We start from the raw sequence: 22,865 nt of genomic DNA, 5'->3' as shown, positions 1-22,865 counted from the left end.
TATTTATCAAAATAATCCTAAAATGATACAATTCCAAGTTTAAGCTTTGCTTAAAATAAAGTAAAAATGAGAGAAATAAATATGATTTTATACATTCATATTCCTTTTTGCAACAACAAATGCGGTTATTGTGCTTTCAATTCCTATGAAAACAAACACGAATTGAAAGAAGAATACATTCAAGCGTTGTGCCTGGATTTAAAGCATGCCCTAAAACAAACCCATGAAAAAATTGAGAGCGTCTTTATTGGTGGCGGCACGCCTAACACCTTAAGCGTAAAGTCTTTTGAAAGAATTTTTGAAAGCATCCATCAAAATGCGAGCTTGAGCGCAGATTGTGAAATCACCACTGAAGCTAATCCTGAATTGATTTCTAAAGCGTGGTGTCAAGGCTTAAAAGATTTAGGGATCAACCGCTTGAGTTTAGGGGTGCAAAGTTTTAGGGAAGATAAATTATTGTTTTTAGAGCGCCAACATTCCAAAAGTATCGCCCCTGTGATAGAGGTTATTTTTAAAAGCGGGATTGAAAATATCAGCATTGATTTGATTTATAACACCCCATTAGATAATGAAAAATCTTTAAAAGAAGAATTGAAACTCGCCAAAGAACTCCCCATCAACCATTTGAGCGCTTATGCTTTAAGCGTTGAAAAGAACACGAATTTAGAAAAAAACGCCAAAAAACCCTCATGCGTGGATTTTGACAATGTGGTGAAAGAAACTTTAGAGGGCTTTTCTTTCAAGCAATACGAAGTGTCCAATTACGCTAGAAATTACCAAGTCAAACACAATTTAGCTTATTGGGAGGCTAAAGATTATTTAGGGTGTGGGGCTGGAGCTGTGGGTTGCGTGGCGAATGAGCGCTTTTATGCAAAAAAACTCATAGAAAATTATATTAAAGACCCCCTACAACGCCAAGTTGAGCCACTTAGTGGAAAAGACAAGCGATTAGAAAAGCTGTTTTTGGGCTTAAGGTGCATTTTAGGGGTTGAGATTAGCTTGTTAGATGCCCATAAAGTGGAGCTTTTGATTAAAGGAAATAAGGCTTTTATTAAAAATAACCGCTTGGTAGCGAGCGATTTTTTCATGGCTGATGAAATGGCTTTGTGGTTATTGTAGTTGCAGATTTTGCTTTCACAAAGTGTTAGCAAAATGCTAGAAAGCATGCTTAATCCTAGCGTTCTTAATCACAAAATACGCCGTAGGGATAATAAAAAGCGTTAAAACAACGCTGCTTATCATACCCCCTAGCATGGGCGCAGCAATGGATTTCATGATTTCACTACCTGTGCCATGGCTATACATGATAGGAATGAGTGAAGCTAAAATGCTAAAAAAGGTCATAAGTTTAGGTCTTACCCTAAGCACCGCCCCATGCATGATAGCTTCTTTTAAGGTGGCATTATTTTGCTCTTTTAAGGGGGTTTTAATGAATTTTTGAAACGCATCTTCTAAATAGATAATCATCACAATAGCCGTTTCACTCGCTACCCCTAAAAGGGCTAAAAAGCCCACTAACGTTGCCACGCTCATGTTAAAGCCCATGAGATTCATAAAGATCAACCCTCCCAAGAACGCAAAAGGCAAAGTGAAAAAGCATAGCAAGGAATTAGTGAAATCCTTTAAAGCAAAGACAATTAAAATAAAAATGATAAAAACGCTCACCGGCACGATGTATTGTAAGGTTTTAAACGCCTCTTCTAAATACTGGCTTTCGCCGCTAAATTCATAATAATATCCGCTAGGCAATTTGATTTTTTCTAACGCTTTTGTGGCTAGTTGTCTGTAAGTATCAGAGCTTATACCATTTTGTGGCACAATATAAATAAAATTCACATTCAAACCCTTTTCGCTTTTTAACACCGCCGGCGAGTTGTCGTAATACACATGGGCTAATTCTCTTAAGGGCATGTAATTGTAAGCGGTTTTGATATAGAGGTTTTTTAATTTTTCAATAGTGTTTCTTTCTGTATCTTCTAATCGCAAAGAGATAGGATAGCTTTCTACACCCTTAATCATGGTAGTGAGCGTGGCTCCGCCTAGAGCGAATTTAATCGCATCTAGAACGGTGTTTTTGTTGATACCATAACGAGCCAGATTTTCATCATTCAAATCCAGCGTGATATAGTAGCCATTGTTGGAACGCTCTGCAAAAACGGACAAACTCTCTTTTAGGGTTTTGAGCTGTTGCTCCATAAAGATCGATAATTCCTGCAATTTATCCGTATCATTGCCATAGAGCTTGATGCCTAAGGGCGTCCTGATACCCGTTAAAAGCATGTCCGTTCTCCCACGAATGGGGTAAGTCCATGAATTGGTCAAGCCTTTTAATCGTAAAGTTTTTTCTAATTTGTCTCTAACTTCTTTATAACTAAGCTTTTCTTTCCATTCATTTTGTGGCTTTAATTCAATGTAGGTTTCTAACATTCCTAAACCGGCAGCATCGGTGCTTGTGTTAGCGTGCCCCACTTTACCAAAAACTTGTTTGACAAAATCTAATTGCTTGATAGCGGTATTACTTTTTTTCAAATATTCTAAAGCTGTATCAATACCCACGCCATTAAGTGTTACAGGCATATACATTATTACCCCTTCATTGATTTTGGGGATAAATTCCCAGTTAAGTTTTTTATACGATACATACAAGCTCCCTAAACCCACAACGCTCGCTATTAAAAAAGCGTATCTAAACTTAAGCACAACCTTCAAACTCGCACCATAAATTTTAATGAAAAAGGCGTTAATGGGGTTTTTAGACTCTTCTAAGATCCGCCCCTTAATGAGCCATACCATTAAAATAGGGACTATGGTGATAGAGAGTATCGCCCCTACAAGCATGGCAAAGGTTTTCGTGTAAGCTAAAGGGGCAAAAAGCTTTTCTTCTTGACCAGTGAGTGCAAAAATAGGCAAGAAAGAAACCACAATAATCATTAAAGCAAAAAATATCGCCCCTCCCACATGCTTAACCCCTTGCATAATGCCATTAACCCTTTGAGTATTGTCTTTCATGTCAATATGTTGCAAATGCTTGTGAGCGTTCTCTACCATCACAATCGCCGCATCCACCATCGCCCCTATAGCGATCGCAATGCCCCCTAAACTCATGATACTCGCTTCAATATTGAAATAACGCATAAGCAAGAAACTAATACACACGCTTAAAGGAAGAGTGATAATAACGACTAATGCACTTCTAAAATGCAACAAGAAAATCGCAATAATAACTAAAACGATCGCGCTTTCTTCTATGAGCGTGTGGATCAAATTGTCAATGCCTTTTTCAATCAATTCGCTCCTGTCATACACGCTTGTGATTTTCACATCAGGGTTACTCGCTTGTAAGGTAGCGATTTTTTCTTTAATGGCTTTGAGGACTTTATAGGTGTCAGCGTGATAGCGCACCATCACAATGCCCCCCACCACTTCCTTATTGCCATTGAGGTTAGCGGCTCCTCTGCGTGGTTTTGGCACCAGTCTCACGCTAGCTATATCTTTCATTTTTAAAGGAATAGCCCCTTCTTTTTTAAGGACAATTTCTTCTAAATCTTTCAAAGATTGGATATACCCATGCGAACGAACAATTTTTTCAAACCCATTTTCTAAAATAATGCCCCCACCGGTATCGTTATTGGAATTTTTAATCGCATTAGCGATTTGCTCTAAACTCAGGTTATAGCGGATTAGAGAATCGTTGTTAAGCGTGATTTCATAATCCTTCACAAAGCCCCCCACGCTCGCAACCTCACTCACCCCATCAACCCCTAAAAGCGCATAGCGGTAATAAAAATCTTGCAAGACCTTCAAATCGCTTAAATTCTCGCTGTCGCTAGATAGAGCGTATTGATACGCCCAACCAATAGAAGTGGAATCGCTCCCTATTTCCACTTTAGCGTCTTTAGGGAGATTATTCACTCTGTTTAATTGCTCTAAAACCCTATCTCTAGCCCAATACAGATTGACGCCGTCTTTAAAAATGATGTAAATCAAACCGCTTTCATAGCTAGAAATCCCCCTGACCGTGTCAATATCAGCGATGCTCATAAAAGTAGAGACTAGCGGGTAAGTAACCTGCTCTTGCACGATTTTAGGGCTTTGATTGGGGTAAGTGATTTGCACGACCACTTGCACGGGGCTTAAATCCGGCAAAGCGTCCAAACGGATGCTTTTTATCGCCCACAAAGAGGCTAAGAAAATGAGTAGAGTGATTAAAGTGGTAAGGAGTTTGTTTTTAACGCTTAAATCAATGATTTTTTCTACCATCTTTAATAATCCCCATTGTTTTGAGCGTCAGCATCTAGCACGAATAAAGCGTTATTAGCGACTTCTTCACCCACCTCTAAACCCTCTAAAATTGCATAACTCCCATCGCTTAAGCGAGTGGCTTTAATCTCTAGGGGGCTTAAGCCAAAATCATCTTTTTTAAACACGATAGCTTTCCCCCCCTTAATCAAAACCGCTTCTTTAGGCAAGATCTTCATTTTTTTGGGTTTTTGAAAGATTTCTACTTGAGCGAACATGTTAGGGTAATAAAGCCGTTTAAGATTAGGCACATTGAAGCGCGCTTCTAGCATTTTATCTTGGGGGTTTATGATAGGGTTGATATTTTCAAGCGTGATTTCTTGCTTTTCTTTAATCCCCTCTACAAACAAGATCGCTTTATGCGTGTTTTTTAAAAACTCTAAATCTTCTTGATTGACTTTAGCCACCGCCCACAATTGGCTTAAATCTATGATTTGAAAAAGCTCTTGCCCTTTTTTAATAAAGCTCCCTTCATTTAAATCTGGGCTTTTTTTAAAAATAACGCCGTTGAAACGAGAATAAATATCCATGGTGTTTTGGACTTTATGAACGCTGATGATCTTTTCAATGCTAGAGCTTTCTAACCCTAATAGTTTTAATTTTTCTTTGATCGCTCCCACTTGTTGGTTGAATTTCAATGATGATAGTAACTCGCTTTGGACGCTCACTAATTCAGGGGAATACACGCTCAATAGTCTATCGCCCTTTTTAATGGGAGTATAAGTTTTATTCGCATAAAGCTTTTCTACATAGCCATCAAAACGCAGGGTTTGAGAAAAAATGAGCGCTTCATTAGGTTGTAAAAGCGCGTAATAGCGTCGGCTTTGGGCGAATTCTTTTTCTATGACCTTAATGGTAGAAAAATTAAAATGGGTTTGGCTTTTCACTTCTTTTATTTCTTGAGCGTTAGTGCATAAGGGGCTAAAGATAAGAGCCAATCCTAAGAATAAAAGCCGTTTCATTCTAATCCTTTAAGGTTTTGTAAGGACAAATAAGCGCTATTTAGAGCGCTTAAGGTTTCAAGCTGGGTGATTTGAATGTTGATTTTGTCGTTAAAGGCGTTGTAATAAGCGTTGTAATCGCCGCTAGATTTCAAATCAAGTGCATAAATTTGCGCGATTTTTTCATTTTGCCCTACAATTTTATCAAGGGCTTCTAGGTTTTTTTGTAAGGTTTCTAACTTTTTAAGGAGTTTTAGGGCCAGGTGGTGCGTTTTGTTTTTGGTGTTTTCCACTTCGCTTTTAAACACTAAACTTTCTTTTTTCTTTTGCTCCACTAATTTGGCTTGCTTGCCATAAAGAGGTAAGGGGATAGACAAAGCGATGCTAAACATGTCATAGTTATAGTATTGTTTGGAGCGGAAATAATACACTCCAGTAACATTCACATCTTCTAAAAAGCTTTTTTTAGCTAGAGTGATGTCTTTTTGCGATTTTTCTTCATCAAGTCTAGCGATTGCAATATCGTAATTGGTGGCGCTAATTTGATGGAGCTCTTGCTCATTGTTGAATTCAACATTTTTAGGGGCAATGCTCAAAAGCTCGTTTTCTTTAAAAGTCAATTCACCCATGGAATAATGGCTGCCAGACAAGGCTTCTTCTAAATTGTTTTTTTTGATTTCTAATTGCGATTTTAAAATTTCTAGTTTGGCGATCGCTATTAAATTGGGCGAACTAGAATGGTTGGCTGTATAAAGAGTGTTTTCTAAATTATGGATCGCTGTGTTTAAAAGCTCTATTTCTTTTTGATTTTTATAATTTTCAATGCCGCTTATCATTAAATTAATCACTAATTGTTGCTTGGTTTTTTTAAGCTCTAATATTTTTTTTTGTTTTTCTAAGTCAATCATTTTAGATTGCGTGAGTCTTTTACCATTTAAATCCACTTTTTGAGACAAACCCAAGCTCATGTTTTGCATTAAGGTGCTATCCAGCCTGAAAAAGTCGCTCACATTAGCGTTGTTATAGCCTAAATACAAAATAGGGTTATCCCATTTGCTAGTAACTTTAGCTTGAGAATTTAAGGCGTCAATTTGCTCTTGCAAAGCTTGTATTTTTTGATTTTTAGAAAGGTATTTAGCTGCAAAAGATTGGATCTCTAAGTCTTTAGCAAAACCCAAACCAACAAGCAATAAAAAAGCTCTTAAAAGGCGTGTAAACACGCCCCCTTTATAGAATACGCCCATAAAAGATAGCAAGTGCATGCCCTTATAAATCCAAGCTTGTTTTAGCGCGATAAACTTTGCCCTCTTTGGATTTAATATCCACTCTCACCTGCCATGTCCCATTCATAGAAAGATTGGTTTTAGCTTCATAAATGCCGTTTTTTTCGCTCGTTTGCACCATTTCTTTCATCGCTGGCATGCTAGGCATTTCAGGCATCATAAACTGCACCCTAACGATAGCTTTTTCTAAAGCTTTACCTTTTAGGGTAGGGCTAAGAATAAAAGTGTTATCGCCTTTAATGGGGTTACCCACGGATTTGATTTTCACTTCCAAATCATTGGCTTTTAGGGTTTGCTCCCATGCGTTTAAACTCATAACCCCCAACACGCCTGTTAACAATAAAGCGCCTAATTTTTTCATCGTTTTGACCTTTAAAATAAGATAACAAGAAAATCCTTGTTGCGAGTGTATAATAACCCTCTTTTGTGTAAAAATTGTGGAAATTAGAATAAAAATGGTTGATCCCTTGAGTGGTTTGCGGTTTTGAGAAGGAAAAACATGAAAATCAGAGCGTTATTTAAACCCACTGTTATTTTGGGACGCGTCATTATAGGGGTGCAAATTGGGGGGTCTGAATTGATCTTATGATGCGTGTTTAATCTGGGGGTGGATTTAAGGGGGTTTGTTGCAGGATTTCATCACGCCCCATAAGTAGCTTTATGGGGCAAACTCCAATTTAAGAAGGGTTTATCATGCGAGTCAAACATGATAAAAACTCTTGGCTAGCATTATACATTAAAATCTCTTTTAAGGGGTTTAAAGCAGTCTTTTTTATAAAAAAGGGATTTACTGGCCAAAGTTCCCTTAAGCTTTCAAGCTTAGGGGTTTCCTTTTCAAGTGGGTTTGTCTTTGACTTTTTGGGGCGTTAGCCGTTTAGCTTAAAATGACTCCCTTAAAAACCCATATTCATAGACTTTAGGCTGTATTTCTTTGGCTAAATCTTTTAAAGCGTCTTGCAAATGAGCGTAAAGCTGTTTGTAACACTCATCTTTAGCTTTAGCGGGTAAGTTTAATTTGCCTTGCGCGTTACGACCTTGAAAAAATTCTTTAATATCATAAAGGCTTGCATTAGCGTTATAAGGGGTGTTAGTGAAATCTTGGGCGTGGTAGTAGCGATAGATCTCTCTTCCGGCATCAAACACCTTTAAAGCGCTCGGGCTAAATTCTAGAGGTTTGTTTTCTTTTTTAGTGCTCAAAAAGAGGGTTTCGCCCTCCTCATTTTTCTTGCCTTTTAAAAAGTCCAATAAAGCGTGGCTGGTGTATCTTTCCTTAGGATCAACTTCTTTTTCGCTAAAGGGGATAAAATGGTTAATTTCCACTATTTTGGCATGGGTTTTACTAGCATTAAGACTGATTTTATTTTGCGAATGAAAAAGCATGAACGCCAAACAATTGTTTTTAAACTCGCTGTCATTTTGCCATGCATTATCATAAGGGGCGTAAAATTGATCTCTGTCATTCTGCCATGTGTGTTCGAACACATGGCGGATAGTTAAATACAAAAAAATAGGGATAACATTTTGTGTAGTGATGGGAGTAAATAATACCCTATCCACATCATTTGGTGTGAGCGTTAGGGTAAGAAAACATCCTGTGCTATTTTGAAAGTCTGCCCCTATCATGCGTAAAAAAGCTATAGGTTCATTTTTCTTATCATAAAATGGGCGTAAAAAATGGATAATGGGCTTAAGATTTTCATCATCTGCAAAATAATATTTATACCCTAAAAATCCACCAAACGAGTCAAACGCTTCTAAATTAATTGCACTGGTTGGTTTGAGGGGAGCTTTGGCAGTATCCCACACTAAAAAGCCAATAGGGAATTGCCCCTTCACGTTATCAAAGCTATCCGCAGGCACCATAAACCCTTTTAAAAACTTTGCCTTAAAGGCTTCTCTGAATTTTTTAAAATTGCTGGAGTTAAGGTATTTGAGCGTTGAAAAACTCGCCATGACAGAGCCGTTCAACTCTTTGTAAATGCGCATGAAAAATGCGCATGAAAAATTGGGCGAAAAGCTCACGACCTGCACTGCCTAATTCACTTTTATTCTTTGTGAAAAAAGTTGTTACAGCAACTTTAGGCTTATTGCTTCCTGTGCCACTTCTTGTGGCTGTTGTAGAAGCTTCTGCATAAGGTGGGTTGATATAAATAATGAGCTTTTTTCGTTTCTCTTTATCTTTTAAGATTTCTTGCAAACTTTTTGGCACTTTAGCGCTCAAAAAATCATCGTTTAAAAAATCAAATTGGAAAACATGGTTTTCCAGCAGGTTTAGTTGGTTGGTGGCGGCTAATTCTTTGACAATCGCTACATCATTACTATCCAAAGTGGATAGATACAAATTCGCTTTATTCAATAAACCCCTAAGCAAATTCCCAGTCCCCCCAGTGCAATCCCAAATGATATAATCGTCTTGATAATCTTGCCCCAAACTCATAGCTAAGCATTCTTGGCTTTTTTCTACCCAAATTTTAGGGGTGAAAAATGCCCCCTTCCTTTCTCTCACATCGCTTGGCACCAATAAATCGCGCCGCTCTAAAATAAAAGTTTGAAACTCTAATTTAGGAGGCCTTTCATAAACGCTCCAAAATTCTTTGTGGGCTTGCTGGCCGTCTGTGAAATCAACCCTCATCAAATCCATTACGCCTAAATCATTCAAGCCCCTTTTCAATTCATAATGGCTAGAGCTTAAAATCGTTTGCAATTTCTCAATAATGGTTTTATCGCCATCGCTAAGCAAGTCCGCTAAATAATAGTCTGCATCTAAAATGCCCTTGGCTTTGGCTAATTCCCAATTGGGCATGTTAATGGTGTGTTTGACAGCATAAAGCCACTTTTGATAGATCGTAACAAAATTGTTTTTATCAATTTGGATTTTATTTAAATGGCTGGAGTTTAAAATGTTTTTGATAAATTCTTTGCATTCTTCGCTTTGGGTTTTAAAGTCAAAAACAAATTTATTGGGTTTACACATGGCTTTAAACGCATCTAAAGCATGTTTAAAGCCCTCTGTGTTGTGGTTGCTTGGGGTGATAGAAAAGTCTATATCGCTTCTGTAAAGAAAGCTTGTGATCGCGTTATCAAAGGCGATAAATTCCATTCTAATAGCACTAAAAGTGCACAAGTAAGGTGGGGTGTATTGGGTATTGAGCTTATACTTGCCTATGGTTAAAAAGAGTTGCGTGAAGGCTTTGTCTAAATCGTCAAAATCGCCCCTTTTGGCTTCGCCCCATAAAACAGGTAAGATGGTGTTAGTGTGCTTATAGCTTAACATGAAATCTATCTTATCCCCACTATAAAGGAATTTCTTATCCTTAAAGAATTCGGTTTTGATCCTTTCTTTTAGGGTTTCTTCATTGAGGTTGATGAGATCTAAAAGCATTCAAAACACCACCGTTTTGTTTTCATGCACAAAGACTCTGTCTTCTAAAACCAGTTTTAACGCCCTAGCCAAAACCAGTTTTTCTATATCCTTACCCACCAAACGCATTTTTTCCACGCTGTAATTGTGGTTGATGGGTAAAGTGTCTTGTAAAATAATAGGCCCTGCATCAAGGCTTTCATTCACAAAATGTGCCGTAGCCCCAATGACTTTCACGCCTCTTTCAAAGGCTTGCTGGTAAGGGTTAGCCCCAATGAATGCGGGTAAAAAACTATGATGGATATTTAGGATCTGGTTTTCATAACGCTTTGTAAAATCATGGCTTAAAATGCGCATGTATTTGGCTAAAACGAGCAAGTCTATGCTTGTTTGATGCTCTGATTCCAAATTTTTGATGATCGCTAAAACTTCTTTTTCATGCAAAATTTGGTTAGCGCAAGGTGCATAAAAATAAGGGATATCAAATTTTTCCACTAAAGGGCGTAAAATCTCGTAATTGGCGATAACGCCTAAAATTTGAGCGTTTAATTCCCCCCCATACACCCTTAAAAGCAGATCCCCTAAACAATGGCTCTCTTTAGTGGCGAGTAAAACAATGTTTTTTTTGCGCATTAAAATGACTTCAATCAACAGCGCTTTAAAATTTTCTAAAGCTTTAAAAAGAGCGGTTTTTAAGACCCACTCTTCTTGTTCTTTAATTTCAGTGTTCAAGGGCTTAATTTCTTTTTGGATTTTTAAGCGCATGAAAAAGCGTTGTTTTAAAGGATCAACAAATTCATCGTTTTTGACAATATTATAGCCCTTGTTAGCGATGGTGGTGCTAATCGCACTCACCAGGCCTTTAGCGTCTTTGGCTTGGAATTTTAAAATGAATTCTAACATCTTACCTCATCAATAATTGATACCCAAGCGCTTGCGTGATGATATTTGTCGCTGATTGCGTGGCTTTTTCAATAAAACGCTCCATAGGGCTTTTTTCTAGCCAATAAGCTTTTTTGACCTTACTCAATTCCATTAAACGATTTTGGGCTTGTTTGATCGTGCTAATCTTATCAATAAGCTTTAAACTTAAAGCCTTTTGAGCGCTAAAAACTTTCCCTTCAGCAAAATTTTTATAATCCTTGGGGTTTAAGTTTCTCGCTTTAGCGACATCATTCACAAACATTTGGTATTGCTCATTGACTAAATTTTGTAAAAAATCCTTTTCGTTAGGTTTCCACGCCCTAGTGAAAGTGCCTATTTCTTTATATTCGCCTGCATGCACGCCTTGAGTGGCTACACCGACTTTATTGAGCAAGTTTTCCACATTCGCACCTGAAAAAATCACCCCAATAGAGCCAATCAAGCTCGCTTTAGAGGCATAAACTTCACTCGCTTGCATGCCCGCATAATAACTCCCGCTCGCCATAACCCCCCTAGCATACGCTAGAACAGGTATTTTTTGCTTCAAATCAGCAATTTTTTCGCTCAATTCCACGCTCGCTGACACAGCCCCACCAGGGGAGTCAATCAAAAGCAAAACGCCCTTAATGCTAGGGGTTTTTAAAATCTTATCCACTTCTTTGTTAAAATATTCCGTGCTAAAAATCGCCCCATTCAAATAGAGTTTGGCGAGATTAGGCGGAGTGCTTGGGGCACTTTCTTTAGCACTAAAAAAGACTAACACAATCAACAATAACACAAACGACTTGAAATATTTCGTAATAAAATCTAAAGGCATGATCACTAAAGCCTTAAAGATTTTTTGAATGAAACTCCACATGCAATTTTCCTAAACTTAAAATTTGACTATAAGAGTGTATTATACTTCAAATGTTTTAAGGATTAAATCATGGCGTGTAAATTTTGTCCTAAGATAAGAAAAACGGATTGGATTTTTATTTTAGTGGCGGCTTTGGGTTTTTATTTGGCCAATAAGCTAGGGTATATGCCCAAATTCACCCCCACTTCAAAGACTTCACATTCTGTTGAAAAGCCTAGCACCGAAGAAGAAAGGAAAAAACGCTTCATTGAGCTGCAAAAAGCATGCTTACTCAATAAAGATAAAAAGGCATGCGAAGAGATTTTTTAACCTCCAAACGCCCCCTACAACCCCAAAATTTAGGCACTCTTAAGCTAAACCTAAAGTCTAGTATAGTCAAAAGATTTTATTGCTTTTAATCTATAATAAAGGATACAAAATGAAAACTTATCAAAAAAATTATTGGGTGCGATCTGTTTAGCTTTGTATTTAGTCGGCTGTGGGAATGGTGGCGGCGGTGAATCGCCGGTTGAAATGAGCGTGAATAACAAGGGAGAGTTTCAGATCAGCTCTAAAGCAGATAGCATTACTATTCAAGGTGTAAAGCTTAATAGGGGGAATTGTGCTGTCAATTTTGTTCTAGTAACAGAGGCAGTTCAAATGGGTGTTTAAGTCAAATTGCTCCAATTTCTATACAGGGTTTTAAAGATATGGCAAGCGTTTATAAAGAATTTGACGAAAAAGAAAGGTTAGCAAACATGGAAAATAAAATTTCTCGATTAGAGCAAAAAGGTGTGACGATGGAATCTCAAACCCTTAAGTTTGGAGAAAAATAGAGAGCTTTTCTCAAGGGTGTGATATTAAAGAAGCAGAAATACAAACCGGCAAAGGCGCTTGGACTTTGAGCTTTGATAGATAAATATCAAACAACACGGAAAACACCCCCATAGGCAGAGAAAAAATCCTTGTAGAAGAGCTTAAAATTTTGCAAGGCATTACCAACAGAATGGCGCAAAACTCTTTGGAATGCAAAAAATGGACTCTCGTTCTTGCAACGGGTGTTTTGTCTCTTAATACCATAAACCCTTCATCCACGATAGAAAGTCTTTCTTATGGGTATCTTTTGGTTCTCAGATGCGTATTATCTTAGATTTGAAAGAATGTTTAGAGAGCAACATAAATGGCTGGTAGAAAACAGACCCACAACCACTCAAAGAATGTTTGAAGCGCTTCCCAAAAATGATTTGTTAAAAAAAGACTCTCGCAGATTCAATCACCTATATATTATGTTCTCGATCAAAAGCATGGCAATTTATTGGGTATTATTTTTATCTTTAGCGGGCTTAATTTTTTATAAAATCTTTCATGCATTTTACTCTAAATTCTAGCCTTACTTCAAACGATTCTTTTCCAAAGCATTTTGAATTGCAACAGAGGGAGAGAGATAATTGTAACGCACTAAAATTTCGGTGATTTCTTTAAAAATAGGGGCTGCAATCTTGCTGGCATAATATTCTTCCTTGCCATGCGAGCCTAAGATAACCACGCCAATGGTAAAAGCTTGCTTTTCATCTTCAGCAAACCCAAAAAAAGAGCTGTTGTAGGACTCCGTGCTATAACTCCCGTTTTTTGCCACCCTAGCGGTGCCTGTTTTACCCCCTATGTATAGCCCTTCAAATTGAGCGTTTTTGCCTGTGCCATAACGCACCACTTTAATTAAGGTTTCTTTCATTTTTCTAGCGCTTTTTGGGCTAATGACTTGAAAAGTTGGTTTGGGGCTAGGGATGTAAATATCGCCATTAGGGGCGGTTTCTCGTTGCACTAAATAGGGGGTGGTTAATTTACCTTCATTAGAAAACACCGCATAAGCCCTTAAAAGCTGCAAAAAAGTCGCATTCAACCCATAGCCATAAGAGACGCTGCCTTTTAACACTTCGCGCTTGAAAGCGGACAAAGGAGGGATCTTTCCTGTGGCTTCTAAAGATAAGTCGATACCAGTTTTTTGAGAAAATCCATAGCCTAAAAGCCCATTATAGAAATCCTCTGGGTTGAGATTTTTGCTGATTTTTATCATGCCTACATTACTAGATTGGATCAAAACATCTTCAACAAGGGCTTTTTTACTAGGGATAAAATCGTCTTTAATGGTGTATTTTCCTAGTTGGTGATAACCACGATTCAAATCAATGCGCTCTTTGGGGTTGATCAATTTTTTATCTAGTAGCAAGGAATAAACAATGGGTTTGATGGTGCTGCCTGGCTCAAAAACCTTTTCAGCAACGCTCAAATTCAAGTTTTCATAATCGCTGGCTTTAATCGCATTCGGATCAAAACGATTGCTTGAAGCTAAAGATAAAATTTCCCCACTTTTAGGGTTGATAATACCCACTAGGATTTCTTTAGCCTTGAGTTTGTCTTTGGTTTTGTCTAGCAAGGTTTCAATTTCTCTTTGAAGCTTTAAAGGAATGCTTAAATACACTTCATAGCCATCAAGGCGCTCTAATTCGGTGTAAGAGTGGTTTTGAATGAAATTAAAACCCACATCTCTTTTGCCTGTCCTTACGCCATTTTGTTGGGCTTTAAGCAAGTGGTTTTGAGATTTTTCAACGCCTTTTTTACCGGTAGTGAGAGTGAGTTTGTCTTCTTCTTTTTTTTGCACATAGCCAATGATAGGCTCTAAGCTATTTTGATAAGGATAATACCTAGAAACGCCACTCACTTCAATATTTAACCCTTGCTTTTGCCATACTTTATCGTGCGCGTCTTTGAAATTTTGAAAAACCCCAAAGGCTAAAAATTTCCTGTTCAAGTCTTTAAGATTGGCAGCCGTGTTGGGCGTGAGATCATAAGCTAGAATCGTGTAGCCTTTCGTGTTGATCGCATCTTTTAAGGATTTTTTAGGGATATTGCTATAAATAGAAAGGAAATCAATGAAAAAATCTTCTTTATTTGGGTTTAAAAACCTCGTGTCAAAGCCCAGTTTGAAAAGGGTTTGTGAAGTGGCTAGGCTGTAGTTATCTTGACTATAAATAGCCCCCCTAGTAGCAATGTCTTGCTTGCTTGCCATCAGAGTGGGCATGTTGGATCGCGGAGAAAAAGCCTTGAAAAACGCCACTATCAAAAAAAACAAAAAAAGCAATAAAAAAACTAAACCAGTAGAAGCACACTTGTATCTTTGGGTTTGTAAAAATTGCTCTAGGTTGAAGTGAGAATCAATATCTTTATTATCCATGAGTGCTTACTTAGAAATGGCGTGGCGTTGGAGTTTCACAACGCATGGGAGTGTGAATTTTGATGACAAGATCCATTAAAATTGGGTGTAGCAAAAAAAGATCGCTCTTCCAAAGAAAAAGACCAAGCGATCATTTTAAAAAACGCTACTTGAGAGATTAGATCTGCGTTCTTAAAAGCTCTTTGTAAGCACTAATAGCTTTGTTACGCACCTCAAGCATGAGCTTCATGCTCGTTTCAGCCTTCCCTATGGCGATAGCTGCTTGGTGCAAATCTTTGATTTGCCCTGTCGCCATGTCTGCTAAAGCTTTATCAGATTGCTCTTGAGTGTTGTTAAGCTCACTGATGGATTGTTTTAAGAGTTTAGAAAACTCCCCACCTTTTTGTTCTTTAAAGGTGCTACCTGATTCTTCTCTTTGAGTCCTATTGTCTGTGTTAAGCTCAGAGAAAGGACTCAATAAGCTTTTATCATTGTGTATGGCTTGCATAGAACCTCCTTAAGCTCTTTTTTAAAAATTTAACTTTATCAAATATTTTATTCATTTTTGTATTCTACTAATCTTTGGCTAATGCTACCTAAATTGCTCTAAATCATTCATGTTTGTAACATGCCGATTGCATTTTGTGCCATGTTTTTAGCGCTTTGAAAGGCGGCAACATTAGCCTGATAGGCTCTCGTTGCTTCCACTAAGTCCGCCATTTCAACCACCGCGTTCACATTGGGGTAAGCCACATAGCCTTGTGCGTTAGCGTCAGGGTGGCTTGGGTCGTATTTCATCAAAGGCTCGCTATCATCGCGCACAATCTTATCCACAACCACGCTTGTGATAGGGATTAAGGGGTTATCATCGCCTTCATCTAAGGGGTCTTCATAGGGGATAATTTGGTTGTTTTGAGCGATTTTTTGATTCAAAACTTCATTGAAATCAAAAGCCTTAAACACCGCTTCTTGCCTCCTATAAGGACCTCCTTCGCTCGTGCGCGTGGTGTTAGCGTTAGCGATATTAGAAGAAATCAAATTAGCTCTCAAGCGTTGAGCAGACAAGCCATAACCACTAATATCAAAAGAAGATAAAAACATGCTTTTCCCTTAACTATAAATTCTTACTAGAGTCAATGGCGTAATTCACGATACCTCGATACTTTTTTAAGGCTGAACTCAAGGCCAAATACATGGTAGAATTTTTACCCATCTCGCTCGTTTCAATGTCTAAATCCACGCTGTTGCCATCATTTTTAGCCAAATGCCCATCTCTAAAAAAAAGGCTTGCCCCATCATTTGCATTATTTTCAAAGTCTAAATGCTTGGGGTTAGTGTGGGCTAAAGGCAAAATCTTACTAGATTGGTTTTCAAAAATTTCTGCTTTTTTCTTCGCTAAAACGCTTTCAAAATCCAAATCCTTTGGTCTGTAAAAAGGGGTATCCACATTGGCGATGTTAGAAGCGATCATATCTTGCCTTAAAGCCCTATAATCTAGTGCTCTATAAACCAATCCAAACGCTTTAGAAAAATCCATATAAAAACCCTTTTTTTTAAACCCTTTAGACTCTTGAATATGCAAAAATTATTCCAAAACTCGCTTATTGCCCCTAAAGAGTGCAATTGATTAAAATCAAGCCTTAGCGATAAGCCAATTTGCACCCATTATAGTGTAAAATACCTCTAAAATACCTTAAGATAACACCCATTTAAACCTAAAATAAGGAAATCCTAATGACTACAGAGAAAAGCCTGTTTTTTTGCACTTCGCTATTGATTTTTTTAGGGGTATTGATGAGCTATTCGCTCTCAACTTACACCACAGTAGTGTTGTATCACTATGGGGAATTCCATTTTTTTATACGCCAGCTTATAAGCGCAATCATGGGGATTGTTGTCATGTGGGGGTTGTCTAGGGTCGATCCTAAAAAATGGTTTAGCCCTTTAGGGTTTTCGCTCCTTTTTATCCCACCATTACTCATCGTTGCCATGCCTATTTTGCCTGAAAGCCTTTCTAGTAGTGCAGGGGGAGCGAAGCGCTGGATCCGTTTGGGGTTTTTCTCTCTAGCGCCTTTGGAGTTTTTAAAGATTGGTTTTACCTTTTTTCTTGCATGGAGTTTGTCTCGCACCTTTGTAGCCAAAAAAAGGATCAATGTTAAAGAAGAGCTCATCACTTTTGTGCCTTATTCGTTTGTGTTTATGGCATTAGCGCTTGGGGTGGGGGTTTTGCAAAATGATTTGGGGCAGATCGTTCTTTTAGGGGCGGTTTTAGTCGTGTTGTTAGTCTTTTCTGGGGGGAGCACGCATTTGGTTGGTTTGATTGTTTCAGGGGCGTTTGCAATTAGCGTTTTAGCGATTGTTACGAGCGCTCATAGGATTTTACGCCTAAAATTATGGTGGTCCAATTTGCAAAATTCGCTTTTCACGCTTTTGCCGGATAAATTGGCTAACGCTCTTAAAATGAGCGATTTGCCCGAATCTTATCAAATCTTTCATGCGGGCAATGCCATGCATAATGGGGGGCTATTGGGTCAAGGGCTTGGGCTAGGGCAAATCAAGCTTGGGTTTTTAAGCGAAGTGCATACGGATATGGTTTTAGCTGGGATCGCTGAAGAATGGGGGTTTTTAGGGTTATGCATTTGTTTTATTTTGTTTTCTATTTTGATGGTTTTGATTTTTAGGATCGCCAATCGCTTGAAAGAGCCAAAATACGCGTTGTTTTGCGTGGGCGTGGCACTACTTTTAGGGTTTTCTTTGGTGATTAATGCTTTTGGGGTGGGCGGAATCTTTCCGGTTAAAGGTCTTGCGGTGCCGTTTTTAAGCTATGGAGGGAGTTCGCTTTTAGCGAATTGTATCGCCATAGGGATGGTTTTAAGCCTAGCGCGATACACCAAGAGCTAAAAAATATTAGCTCTTTTTTAAAAATTAATGCCACAAAAAGGGTTCAATTTCTGCATCATTCAAACCAAAAACCACTTTATAGTAATCTTTGATCATTGCATTAATATCCACGCCTTTAAACGCTTCAGGGTGGGCTTTTAAAGCGATAAACAAGCTAATGAGTGGGGCTCTTGGCCCACCAATATCCATTGTGGGGAGTTTATAAACTTGCTTGTTTTTGACAGCTTTGATGGTAGCGAATTTGGGGTTATTTAGAATATCTTCAGCATTAAGCGTGCTTATCCACCAGATGAAAATGATTTCAGGGTTTTCTTTAATAATCTTTTCTATATTGATTTCAGCGCGCCCATACTTGACATATTTAGAGCCAAGATTATCCACGCCCCCTTTTTCTAAAAGATCCGTATCCAAGGCTTTATGGCCGCTAACTTTATTGGGTTTGTCAAAAAATTCCACGCCCTTTTTCTTTTTGACATTCTTCAAACGCTCAGCAATAAAGTCCAAAGTTTCTTGCATTTTGGCGAATTTTTTAGAAGCGTCAATCTCTAAGATTTTGGCTTGCGTTTCAATAGATTGCATGGCTTCTTTAATGCTCTTTTCTTGGAAAGAAAGGATTGAAATCCCAAATTGTTTCGCATGCTCTACCGCTTTTGGGTTACCCACAAAGGTTACGACCACATTGGGGCTAATCTTTTTTAAAAGCTCCACATTCAATGCCGCCACATGATCGCTACTCATCACTTTAATGCGTTTGCGATCTTCATCTTTGAGAGTGGCTTTAACGATATCAGATTTAAAAGCGTAATCCGAAATACCTACAACCCTATCCCAAATATTCAGCATAGCAGGCACTTCTGCGTAACTACCCAAATAAACGATTTTAGAAATAGGAAGCTGTATGGTTTGCTCCCCAAAATAATCTTTGACTTTCATTTCTTTAGCGTTAGCCACGCCCAATAATGATGAAACAAGAAGCGCACCTAAAGAACAAGAAATTAAGGCTTTTTTCAAACTAAACATAACAATCCTTTCGTGTGAGTGTGATTTTATGAAATGATTATAACACTATAAAGGAAATAAAAGCAGTAAAAATGAAACTATTTTTCACAAAATCCTAAAATGTTAAAAAAAATATTTTTTCATTAACTTTTTAAGAATATACTCCCTATATGTTTCCGCAAGGGAAGTGGAAAACAGTCAAATTAAATCTGTTTAGATTTAACGAAATTTTTTAAACACTTAAGGAGTTACAGTATGTTAGTTACAAAACTTGCCCCCGATTTTAAAGCACCCGCTGTTTTAGGAAACAATGAGGTTGATGAGCACTTTGAACTTTCTAAAAATTTGGGTAAGAGTGGTGCGATCCTTTTCTTTTGGCCAAAAGATTTTACTTTTGTGTGCCCTACAGAAATCATTGCGTTTGACAAAAGAGTGAAAGACTTCCAAGAAAAAGGCTTTAATGTCATTGGTGTGTCTATTGATAGCGAGCAAGTGCATTTTGCATGGAAAAACACCCCTGTAGAAAAAGGCGGTATTGGTCAAGTGTCTTTCCCTATGGTGGCTGATATTACTAAAAGCATTTCTAGAGACTATGATGTGTTGTTTGAAGAGGCGATCGCTTTGAGAGGAGCTTTTTTGATTGACAAAAACATGAAAGTAAGGCATGCCGTGATCAATGACTTACCATTAGGTAGGAATGCCGATGAAATGCTTCGCATGGTAGATGCTCTCTTACACTTTGAAGAACATGGTGAAGTGTGCCCAGCAGGTTGGAGAAAAGGTGATAAAGGTATGAAACCTACCCATAAAGGTGTTGCAGAATATCTTAAAGAAAATTCTGTTAAGCTTTAATAACTTAACTCTTTTAGCCAAGAAGAATTTTATTGTTCTTGGTTGAATCCTTTTCTTTTTATTCTTTGCTAGTTTCCAAAATTTTCGTATCGTTTTATCTTTTTATAACTTTTGATTAATTTTTTAATAAAGGGTTTTTATGAATATATTCAAGCGTATTACTTGCGTAACGGCTATTATTTTAAGTTTTTTTAACCTCTTAGACGCCAAACACCACAAGAAAAAAAATGAGATCACTCGTGAGCTTAAAGTAGGCGCTACCCCTGTTCCGCATGCTCAAATCTTGCAATCTGTAGTAGGGGATTTAAAAGAGCAAGGAATTGATTTGGTGATCGTGCCTTTTACCGATTATGTATTGCCTAATTTAGCGCTCAATGATGGCTCTATAGACGCAAATTTTTTCCAACACCGCCCTTATTTGGATAGGTTTAATTTGGATAGAAAAATGCACCTTATTGGTTTAGCCAATGTCCATGTGGAGCCTTTAAGATTTTATTCTCAAAAAATTACGGACATTAAAAACCTTAAAAAAGACTCGGTGATTGCTGTGCCTAATGATCCGAGTAATCAAGGTAGGGCGTTGATTTTATTGCACAAACAAAGGCTTATCGTTCTCAAAGACCCAAGCAATTTATACGCCACTGAGTTTGATATTGTCAAAAATCCTTATAACATTAAAATCAAGCCTTTGGAAGCTGCCTTGTTGCCTAAAGTTTTAAGGGATGTGGATGGGGCTATTATCAATGGGAATTACGCTTTGCAAGCTAATCTCACCGGTGCGTTATTTTCAGAAGATAAGGACTCGCCTTACGCTAATCTTGTAGCCGCTCGTGAGGATAACGCACAAGATGAAGCCATAAAAGCGTTGATCCAAGCCTTACAAAGCGAAAAGACTAGGAAATTTATTTTGGATACCTATAAGGGAGCAATTATCCCAGCTTTTTAAGACCATTAAGCAAAACCCATCTTTAAGGCAGGTGGTGTTTGTTGGGCTCAACAAAAAGCACCGTTTTAATTTGACTATATAAAAAGCTTGCAACCTCAAGCGATAGAAATGTTAAAGATAGCCAAGCTCATAGAGTTTGTTGCTCATTTTCACTAACAAGCTCCCTAGTTTTGACCCTCCTTCCCCATGCTCTACTAAAATAGTGATAGCGTATTTGGGTTTTTCATAAGGCAAGAACGCCGTGATCCATGCATGGGATCGATGGAAATATTCCATATCCTTTTCCTTAATACGATCGACGATGTTTTGAGCGATCTCTACGACTTGTGCGGTGCCGGTTTTGCACGCTAAAGTGACTTTAGAACCTCTTGTAGAATGATAAGCGGTGCCGTCTTTATGGTTACACACTTCATACATGCCCACGCGCAAGGCTTGGAGCTTCTTTTTTTGAAAGCTATTCAAGGGATCTTTAAGGGGCGTTTTGTTATTGATAGCAAAATGAGGCGTTGCCAGTTTGCCTGTGGCAATGAGTCCCGTGTAGGCGAGCACTTGTAAGGGCGTGGTTAAAAAAGAGCCTTGCCCAATAGCGGTAATGAGCGTGTCCCCAACATGCCAGTCTTGATTGAAGCGCTTGAGTTTCCATAAATTATCCGGCACAATCCCCACAAATTCGCTCGGCAAATCAACGCCTGTTTTTTCCCCAAAGCCCATTTCCCTTAAAGTTTTAGAAAGTTTTTCTATGGAGATTTCAAGCCCAAACCTATAAAAATACACATCCACCGACTCTCTAATGGCTTTATACAAATTAGAATTGCCATGCCCTGTTTTTTTCCAATCTCTGAATTTGCGCTTACCCACTTCAATGAAAGGGGGGGTGGGTATGGTGGTGTTTTCTGTGATATTGAGATTTTCTAAAAAACTCAAGCCCACGCCCATTTTAACCACAGATCCTGGCGGATACAAAGCGTTAGCGAAGCGGTTTAGTAAGGGGTTATAAATATCATCTTGAAGTTTTTGCCATTTGTCTTGGCTGATTCCGCCCACAAAATCATTCAAATTGTATTCAGGGTAACTCCCTGCAACGAGCAATTCCCCATTTTCTGCGTTCATCACCAAAATAGCCCCCCTTTTGTTCTCAAAGAGCTTGTCCGCTTCTTCTTGCAAGCGTTTGTCTAAACTTAATTGCAAGTGGTTATTGGTGCTTGGTGGCATGACTTCTAAAGTGGCTAATTCTTGATTGAGAGCATTGACTTGCATGATTTTATAGCCCACCTTGCCTTGTAAAAGTTTGTTATATTCTTTTTCAATGCCCGTTTTGCCCACAATTTGGCTGTATTGATTCTCTTCATCGTCTTTTAAATCTTGCAAACTTGCCATTCCTACATAGCCTAAAACATGAGAAGCTAAAGCATTATTGGGGTAGTAGCGCTTGTCTAAAGGGTGCACAAAAATGCCTTGAGTTTGAATGAGTTTGGTATAAAGGGATTGCATGGTGGCATAGGGAATGAAACCAACCACTTTAATGAGGTTATGGTTATAAAGTGAATTTTCTTTTTGGTAGTTGTTTAGAAGCGTTTCTTTGGAAAAATTAGGGAAAAATTTTTGGATGATTTCAATTTTTTCCAAAAGCTCTTTTTGCTTCAATCTGCTAGGCAAAAACACGCCAAAAACCAATTCATTAAGGGCTAAAAATTCATGGTTTCTGTCTATAATATCGCCCCTTGTAGGGATTAGAAATTCTTTTTTGGTCATGTTTCGTTCGGCGAGTTTTTCATAATATGTTTGATTTTTAACGCTTAAAATGAATAAATTTAAGGCTAGTAACCCCCAAACCGCCATAAAACCAAAAAGCAAAAGGTTATAACGAATATTTTTCATACAGACCCCACAAAACGCCCTCTATGAGCACAAAAAGAGCGAGAAAACCTATCGTTTCTAAACTCAAAGATACCGAAAAAAAGCGCGATAAATAGAGATAATAAATAAAAAACACATGCAAAGATTTGAATAAAAAGCCATCATTAAAAAACTTTAACGAGTTTTTATAAATGATTTGATGGTAGATTAAAAACAGCAAAGCCAAAACGCCTAAAGTCTTTAAATGCATGCTTTCAAACCAAAACAAGCAACCAAACACGCTCAAACTTGACAATAAATGATCGTATTTTTTAATATAAAATAAGAATAAAAACCCAAGCATGGGGGGTAAAAAAGGCATCAAGTCCCTTAAAAGGCTATAAAAGTAAAAGCCAAAAACCCCTAAACATAAGAATAAAAAAGAATCTTGTTTTAAAGAGAGCATGGCGTTGT

At 38.0% G+C, this 22,865-nt stretch carries 19 protein-coding genes and 3 pseudogenes; 7 read left to right on the top strand and 15 right to left on the bottom strand.

What is annotated here, in order from left to right; genetic code table 11:
- Nucleotides 1–81: 81 nt before the first annotated feature.
- Nucleotides 82–1,119: a radical SAM family heme chaperone HemW gene (gene hemW / locus DYI00_RS07235; RefSeq protein ID WP_167514848.1), complete on the top strand. Its 1,038-nt coding sequence runs from the start codon at nt 82–84 to the stop codon at nt 1,117–1,119.
- A 36-nt stretch (nt 1,120–1,155) separates the two neighbouring features.
- Here hemW and DYI00_RS07230 read toward each other — a convergent pair whose 3' ends face one another.
- The 7 genes and pseudogenes from DYI00_RS07230 to sppA all read right to left on the bottom strand — a co-directional run bounded on the left by DYI00_RS07230 (nt 1,156) and on the right by sppA (nt 11,667).
- A complete protein-coding gene (locus DYI00_RS07230; protein WP_011578440.1) occupies nt 1,156–4,260 on the bottom strand; it encodes an efflux RND transporter permease subunit in 3,105 nt (1,034 codons plus the stop codon).
- Nucleotides 4,261–4,262: 2 nt separating this feature from the next.
- Nucleotides 4,263–5,261 (bottom strand): efflux RND transporter periplasmic adaptor subunit, encoded by a 999-nt coding sequence (locus tag DYI00_RS07225; RefSeq protein WP_011578441.1) that lies wholly within the window; start codon nt 5,259–5,261, stop codon nt 4,263–4,265.
- The gene (gene crdB, locus DYI00_RS07220) at nt 5,258–6,496 is read right to left on the bottom strand and encodes a copper resistance outer membrane protein CrdB (protein ID WP_104687728.1); all 1,239 of its coding nucleotides are present in this window, start codon (nt 6,494–6,496) and stop codon (nt 5,258–5,260) included. Before crdB ends, DYI00_RS07225 begins: the two co-directional genes overlap by 4 nt.
- Nucleotides 6,497–6,506: 10 nt before the next feature.
- A complete protein-coding gene (gene crdA / locus DYI00_RS07215; protein ID WP_011578443.1) occupies nt 6,507–6,884 on the bottom strand; it encodes a copper resistance determinant CrdA in 378 nt (125 codons plus the stop codon).
- 518 nt (nt 6,885–7,402) lie between these two features.
- Nucleotides 7,403–9,905 (bottom strand): annotated as a pseudogene (locus tag DYI00_RS07210) (hypothetical protein).
- On the bottom strand, nt 9,906–10,787 hold the full coding sequence (gene purU / locus DYI00_RS07205; RefSeq protein ID WP_011578446.1) for a formyltetrahydrofolate deformylase: 882 nt from the start codon (nt 10,785–10,787) through the stop codon (nt 9,906–9,908).
- A 1-nt stretch (nt 10,788) separates the two neighbouring features.
- Nucleotides 10,789–11,667 carry a signal peptide peptidase SppA gene (gene sppA, locus DYI00_RS07200; RefSeq protein ID WP_011578447.1) on the bottom strand — a complete coding sequence of 293 codons (879 nt, stop codon included), beginning with the start codon at nt 11,665–11,667 and terminating at the stop codon, nt 10,789–10,791.
- A 69-nt stretch (nt 11,668–11,736) separates the two neighbouring features.
- Between sppA and DYI00_RS07195 the strand changes: the two genes are divergently transcribed.
- Together DYI00_RS07195 and DYI00_RS07190 are read left to right on the top strand one after the other, a co-directional pair.
- Nucleotides 11,737–11,976 carry a hypothetical protein gene (locus tag DYI00_RS07195; RefSeq protein WP_011578448.1) on the top strand — a complete coding sequence of 80 codons (240 nt, stop codon included), beginning with the start codon at nt 11,737–11,739 and terminating at the stop codon, nt 11,974–11,976.
- A 204-nt stretch (nt 11,977–12,180) separates the two neighbouring features.
- Nucleotides 12,181–12,565 (top strand): annotated as a pseudogene (locus DYI00_RS07190) (hypothetical protein).
- On the opposite strand, the gene DYI00_RS08105 reads toward DYI00_RS07190, so the two are convergent.
- Nucleotides 12,493–12,741, bottom strand: a complete 249-nt coding sequence (locus DYI00_RS08105) for a hypothetical protein (protein WP_158296025.1) — start codon at nt 12,739–12,741, stop codon at nt 12,493–12,495. The pseudogene DYI00_RS07190 and the gene DYI00_RS08105 overlap by 73 nt on opposite strands.
- Here DYI00_RS08105 and DYI00_RS08610 point away from each other — a divergent pair.
- Nucleotides 12,629–13,034, top strand: a pseudogene (locus DYI00_RS08610) (hypothetical protein). The gene DYI00_RS08105 and the pseudogene DYI00_RS08610 sit on opposite strands and share 113 nt — an antisense overlap.
- Nucleotides 13,035–13,036: 2 nt before the next feature.
- Here DYI00_RS08610 and DYI00_RS07180 read toward each other — a convergent pair.
- The 4 genes from DYI00_RS07180 to flgB all read right to left on the bottom strand — a co-directional run bounded on the left by DYI00_RS07180 (nt 13,037) and on the right by flgB (nt 16,394).
- The gene (locus DYI00_RS07180) at nt 13,037–14,878 is read right to left on the bottom strand and encodes a peptidoglycan D,D-transpeptidase FtsI family protein (protein ID WP_011578450.1); all 1,842 of its coding nucleotides are present in this window, start codon (nt 14,876–14,878) and stop codon (nt 13,037–13,039) included.
- 157 nt (nt 14,879–15,035) lie between these two features.
- Complete coding sequence (gene fliE / locus DYI00_RS07175) at nt 15,036–15,365, bottom strand: flagellar hook-basal body complex protein FliE (protein ID WP_011578451.1); 330 nt, start codon at nt 15,363–15,365, stop codon at nt 15,036–15,038.
- A gap of 107 nt (nt 15,366–15,472) precedes the next feature.
- Complete coding sequence (gene flgC / locus DYI00_RS07170) at nt 15,473–15,958, bottom strand: flagellar basal body rod protein FlgC (protein WP_011578452.1); 486 nt, start codon at nt 15,956–15,958, stop codon at nt 15,473–15,475.
- A 13-nt stretch (nt 15,959–15,971) separates the two neighbouring features.
- Nucleotides 15,972–16,394: a flagellar basal body rod protein FlgB gene (gene flgB, locus DYI00_RS07165; RefSeq protein WP_011578453.1), complete on the bottom strand. Its 423-nt coding sequence runs from the start codon at nt 16,392–16,394 to the stop codon at nt 15,972–15,974.
- A 197-nt stretch (nt 16,395–16,591) separates the two neighbouring features.
- Here flgB and DYI00_RS07160 point away from each other — a divergent pair, with 197 nt between their 5' ends.
- Nucleotides 16,592–17,758, top strand: coding sequence for an FtsW/RodA/SpoVE family cell cycle protein (locus DYI00_RS07160; protein WP_041600240.1), 1,167 nt, complete (start codon nt 16,592–16,594; stop codon nt 17,756–17,758).
- 24 nt (nt 17,759–17,782) lie between these two features.
- Here DYI00_RS07160 and DYI00_RS07155 read toward each other — a convergent pair whose 3' ends face one another.
- The gene (locus DYI00_RS07155; protein ID WP_011578455.1) at nt 17,783–18,778 is read right to left on the bottom strand and encodes an ABC transporter substrate-binding protein; all 996 of its coding nucleotides are present in this window, start codon (nt 18,776–18,778) and stop codon (nt 17,783–17,785) included.
- A 234-nt stretch (nt 18,779–19,012) separates the two neighbouring features.
- On the opposite strand from DYI00_RS07155, the gene DYI00_RS07150 reads away from it, so the two are divergent.
- Nucleotides 19,013–19,609 (top strand): peroxiredoxin, encoded by a 597-nt coding sequence (locus tag DYI00_RS07150; protein WP_011578456.1) that lies wholly within the window; start codon nt 19,013–19,015, stop codon nt 19,607–19,609.
- 139 nt (nt 19,610–19,748) lie between these two features.
- Nucleotides 19,749–20,555 (top strand): MetQ/NlpA family ABC transporter substrate-binding protein, encoded by an 807-nt coding sequence (locus DYI00_RS07145; RefSeq protein WP_011578457.1) that lies wholly within the window; start codon nt 19,749–19,751, stop codon nt 20,553–20,555.
- Between the two features lie 111 nt (nt 20,556–20,666).
- On the opposite strand, the gene mrdA is transcribed toward DYI00_RS07145, so the two are convergent.
- Complete coding sequence (mrdA, locus tag DYI00_RS07140) at nt 20,667–22,433, bottom strand: penicillin-binding protein 2 (RefSeq protein ID WP_041600242.1); 1,767 nt, start codon at nt 22,431–22,433, stop codon at nt 20,667–20,669.
- Nucleotides 22,414–22,857, bottom strand: a complete 444-nt coding sequence (locus DYI00_RS07135; protein ID WP_011578459.1) for a hypothetical protein — start codon at nt 22,855–22,857, stop codon at nt 22,414–22,416. Before DYI00_RS07135 ends, mrdA begins: the two co-directional genes overlap by 20 nt.
- Nucleotides 22,858–22,865: the final 8 nt, after the last annotated feature.

The sequence above is a fragment of the Helicobacter acinonychis genome (genome assembly GCF_900461455.1).
Classification (GTDB): Bacteria; Campylobacterota; Campylobacteria; order Campylobacterales; family Helicobacteraceae; genus Helicobacter; species Helicobacter acinonychis.
Note: the sequence above shows the minus strand (reverse complement) of the source record. Positions and strands in the feature narration are given on the sequence as shown.

Excerpts from the sequence above, each read along its gene's own strand:
- hemW (WP_167514848.1), top strand. The coding sequence starts at position 82 with ATGATTTTATACATTCATATTCCTTTTTGCAACAACAAATGCGGTTAT.
- DYI00_RS07230 (WP_011578440.1), bottom strand. The coding sequence starts at position 4,260 with ATGGTAGAAAAAATCATTGATTTAAGCGTTAAAAACAAACTCCTTACC.
- mrdA (WP_041600242.1), bottom strand. The coding sequence starts at position 22,433 with ATGAAAAATATTCGTTATAACCTTTTGCTTTTTGGTTTTATGGCGGTT.
- flgB (WP_011578453.1), bottom strand. The coding sequence starts at position 16,394 with ATGGATTTTTCTAAAGCGTTTGGATTGGTTTATAGAGCACTAGATTAT.
- DYI00_RS07135 (WP_011578459.1), bottom strand. The coding sequence starts at position 22,857 with ATGCTCTCTTTAAAACAAGATTCTTTTTTATTCTTATGTTTAGGGGTT.
- DYI00_RS07195 (WP_011578448.1), top strand. The coding sequence starts at position 11,737 with ATGGCGTGTAAATTTTGTCCTAAGATAAGAAAAACGGATTGGATTTTT.
- DYI00_RS07180 (WP_011578450.1), bottom strand. The coding sequence starts at position 14,878 with ATGGATAATAAAGATATTGATTCTCACTTCAACCTAGAGCAATTTTTA.
- sppA (WP_011578447.1), bottom strand. The coding sequence starts at position 11,667 with ATGTGGAGTTTCATTCAAAAAATCTTTAAGGCTTTAGTGATCATGCCT.
- crdA (WP_011578443.1), bottom strand. The coding sequence starts at position 6,884 with ATGAAAAAATTAGGCGCTTTATTGTTAACAGGCGTGTTGGGGGTTATG.
- fliE (WP_011578451.1), bottom strand. The coding sequence starts at position 15,365 with ATGCAAGCCATACACAATGATAAAAGCTTATTGAGTCCTTTCTCTGAG.
- DYI00_RS07155 (WP_011578455.1), bottom strand. The coding sequence starts at position 18,778 with ATGTTTAGTTTGAAAAAAGCCTTAATTTCTTGTTCTTTAGGTGCGCTT.
- DYI00_RS07145 (WP_011578457.1), top strand. The coding sequence starts at position 19,749 with ATGAATATATTCAAGCGTATTACTTGCGTAACGGCTATTATTTTAAGT.
- flgC (WP_011578452.1), bottom strand. The coding sequence starts at position 15,958 with ATGTTTTTATCTTCTTTTGATATTAGTGGTTATGGCTTGTCTGCTCAA.
- DYI00_RS07225 (WP_011578441.1), bottom strand. The coding sequence starts at position 5,261 with ATGAAACGGCTTTTATTCTTAGGATTGGCTCTTATCTTTAGCCCCTTA.
- DYI00_RS07150 (WP_011578456.1), top strand. The coding sequence starts at position 19,013 with ATGTTAGTTACAAAACTTGCCCCCGATTTTAAAGCACCCGCTGTTTTA.
- purU (WP_011578446.1), bottom strand. The coding sequence starts at position 10,787 with ATGTTAGAATTCATTTTAAAATTCCAAGCCAAAGACGCTAAAGGCCTG.
- DYI00_RS07160 (WP_041600240.1), top strand. The coding sequence starts at position 16,592 with ATGACTACAGAGAAAAGCCTGTTTTTTTGCACTTCGCTATTGATTTTT.